Source organism: Archangium sp. (genome assembly GCF_036277355.1).
Taxonomy (GTDB): Bacteria; Myxococcota; Myxococcia; order Myxococcales; family Myxococcaceae; genus Archangium.
In genome coordinates this window covers 1-2,373 of the sequence record NZ_DASUNC010000012.1, presented here as the reverse complement: position 1 = coordinate 2,373, position 2,373 = coordinate 1, and the positions used below count along the sequence as shown (strand labels likewise).

Sequence of the window (2,373 nt, the reverse complement as noted above, 5' to 3'; positions counted from 1 at the left end):
CGTCTTCCGACCATCGTGAGGTGTGCATTGATGGACGCACACCGCGACCATCGCCCCCGTGCTGGCGGTGTACTGCGTCCGGATGAGGCATCAGTCGAGGAAGCGGCGCTCCCACCGGCGCATGTCTTCGTCGGAGAAGCCCCCCCAGTTGCCACGCTCCATGTACAGCCAGGGTTCCAGCACGTGTGCCAGCTCGCGGTACTCGGGCAACGTGCGGCCCTGCTCCATGTCACCCGCCTCCGGCCAGGTCCCCAGCGTCACCACGGCCCGCTCACCATCGAGCTCCTGCACGGTGGTGCCGGGCGAGCGCAGGCGCGCGCGCAGGCTCGCGGCGCCCCCGAGCTCGCCCAACACGGGCGGGCCCAGGAAGTTCAGCCAGTGCACCCCCTTCACTCGGGTGCCCATGGAAAGCGAGTCGAAGTGCACGCCCGGAATGTCCAGGCCGGGATGGCGGAAGGACATGTCGAAAATGGCGTCGGTCGTCCCGACGACGCTCTCCGGGAAGTTGAAGCACAAGCCCCCATGTCCGGAGCAGAAGGGCAACTGCGCCGCCAACTCCAACGCCAGTTCCCGCACGTGCCCTGGTCCGTGTGCTTCCAGGTATTCCGTGGGGAGGATGAAGGACAGCGCGCTTGTCACATTCTTCTCGAGCAGCCGGCCATGGTAGAGGACCTCGTATCCCGTGCTCTCACTGGGCGACTCGGCCAGCCAGAAATAGGTAGCGGGTTCCTCGAGCATGTCACGCCGCAGGAAGGCCCAACCCTTGTCGTCGAGTTCCTCCCAGTCGCCAGTGTATGGGTCGACATACCAACCGAGCACCTGGGACCCGATGGCACGGAGGTACACCTCCAGGCAGCGCATCACCTGTGGGACGAGTTCCTGGTGGGAGCGCCTCTTGTAGAAGGTGAGGCTCACGCTCTCCCGGATGTACAGGGAGCGTCTTTCTCCACCGATGCTCGAGTAGAGGCGAACGCGCGGATAGTGCTCACTCATCACTGGACTCCCTTGGGCGTGACGAAAACGGGCTCGCTCTTTCCCTCAAGAAGCGCCTCTTTGTACATCGTGCCTTGATCGTGAGGGTAATGAGGTTGACCTCTTGTGGGGCGCCTCCAAGAAGGCCGATTATTGGGCGGACAAGGAAACTTCAGATCGTAGACACGACGGACCTGGTTCGGATCGCCCGAGACGTGAACCACGAGATCGGGTACCAGGGCCCCCCACAGCATGCTGGTCAGTCCGAGCTGCAGCCACTCCTCCACCTGCTTGGGGTCAACCCATCGCCACAGCCCCGTGCTGGAGTCCTTCTGATAGGTGGGCTCCACCTTGACATTCTCCGTCAAGCGTTCCGCGAAGGCCTGCCGCACGCACTCGCGAGCCACCTCGTGCTTCCTGGTTCCGAGGTCCATGGCACGCGTCACTTCCTTGCCCCCCTCCATGCGCACCACCTTGTTGCATTGCTCCCGCGTGGGCTCCTGGCCCTGGAGCTCCTCATCCTCCTTCCAACATCACCGACAGGGTGGTGGCGGCATTGGCGGCGTCCACGGCACGAGACAGCCCAGGAATGATGGCCTCTTCGCCCGGCAGGGTGTTGTAGCAGGCGGGGTTTCGCAAGCAGGCGGCCGTCGCCGAGTCCGTGGATTGTGCGTACTGGACCGGTGCTCGAGTGGGGCCCCGCGTGCTCACCACCGGCCCTCCCGTGGCGCATCCGGCCAGCAACAGGACAATGGGCAGCAGCGAGATGCCGGACGTGGGCGGCCGGGTGGACATGCCTCGACTTCCTCCTTCAGGGTGGGTGGACTTCGAGTCTAGTGGATTCCAGAGGGTGGACCGCACGCCTACCGTGCACCTGATTCCAGCGTGGTGGAGCACGAGCCTCGGAACTCTCGACGAACCGCCCCGCCCGCGGGAGAGCGCACCTGTGTAGTAGGCCGCCGTCATAGGCACCAGGCACCTCCTGGAAGTTGGCCCCGGTCCATGACAACAAGAGCATCAGGCCTCCAGCGAACGGGGCCAGCGAGGAGCACGCATGGACGAGCAGAATCAAGCCGAGGCCAGCGAGGAGTATCCGAAGCAGTTGGGGCCGTATCAACTCCAGGAGCAGGTGCAGCGGGCCGCTCGCAACCAACAAGAGGACCTGTTTCGGGCCATGCACGAGACGAGCGGGGCAACGGCCCTGGTGCTCAAGCTCAACGCCGAGCAGGACGCGGCGGCTATGAAGGACCTGCGGGTGAGTCTCATCTCCTCGTCGGCCTCACCTGGATACATCGCCATGCAAGTGGAGCAGACCGCGTGGTCCAGGGCCCCCGACAGACAGTCCGTGGAGTCGCTGGTGTTCACCTTCGAAGGTGTGCGCGAGGCGGTGCGGCGCATGGC

At 64.7% G+C, this 2,373-nt stretch carries 3 protein-coding genes and 1 pseudogene; 1 reads left to right on the top strand and 3 read right to left on the bottom strand.

Annotation, left to right across the window (positions count from 1 at the left end; genetic code table 11):
- Nucleotides 1-90: 90 nt before the first annotated feature.
- Genes VFZ09_RS02535 through VFZ09_RS02525 form a run of 3 tightly spaced genes read right to left on the bottom strand, consistent with a single transcriptional unit; the run spans nt 91 to nt 1,767 of the window.
- Nucleotides 91-993 carry a DUF3396 domain-containing protein gene (locus VFZ09_RS02535; protein ID WP_329725837.1) on the bottom strand — a complete coding sequence of 301 codons (903 nt, stop codon included), beginning with the start codon at nt 991-993 and terminating at the stop codon, nt 91-93.
- Nucleotides 993-1,436, bottom strand: coding sequence for a hypothetical protein (locus VFZ09_RS02530; RefSeq protein ID WP_329725836.1), 444 nt, complete (start codon nt 1,434-1,436; stop codon nt 993-995). The genes VFZ09_RS02535 and VFZ09_RS02530 overlap by 1 nt, the downstream gene beginning before the upstream one ends.
- Nucleotides 1,437-1,488: 52 nt before the next feature.
- Nucleotides 1,489-1,767 carry a hypothetical protein gene (locus tag VFZ09_RS02525; RefSeq protein ID WP_329725835.1) on the bottom strand — a complete coding sequence of 93 codons (279 nt, stop codon included), beginning with the start codon at nt 1,765-1,767 and terminating at the stop codon, nt 1,489-1,491.
- Between the two features lie 259 nt (nt 1,768-2,026).
- On the opposite strand from VFZ09_RS02525, the pseudogene VFZ09_RS02520 reads away from it, so the two are divergent.
- A pseudogene (locus VFZ09_RS02520) lies at nt 2,027-2,373 on the top strand (hypothetical protein); the annotation flags it as partial.

Coding starts and splice junctions, on each gene's coding strand:
- VFZ09_RS02525 (WP_329725835.1), bottom strand. CDS start 1,767: ATGTCCACCCGGCCGCCCACGTCCGGCATCTCGCTGCTGCCCATTGTC.
- VFZ09_RS02535 (WP_329725837.1), bottom strand. CDS start 993: ATGAGTGAGCACTATCCGCGCGTTCGCCTCTACTCGAGCATCGGTGGA.
- VFZ09_RS02530 (WP_329725836.1), bottom strand. CDS start 1,436: ATGGAGGGGGGCAAGGAAGTGACGCGTGCCATGGACCTCGGAACCAGG.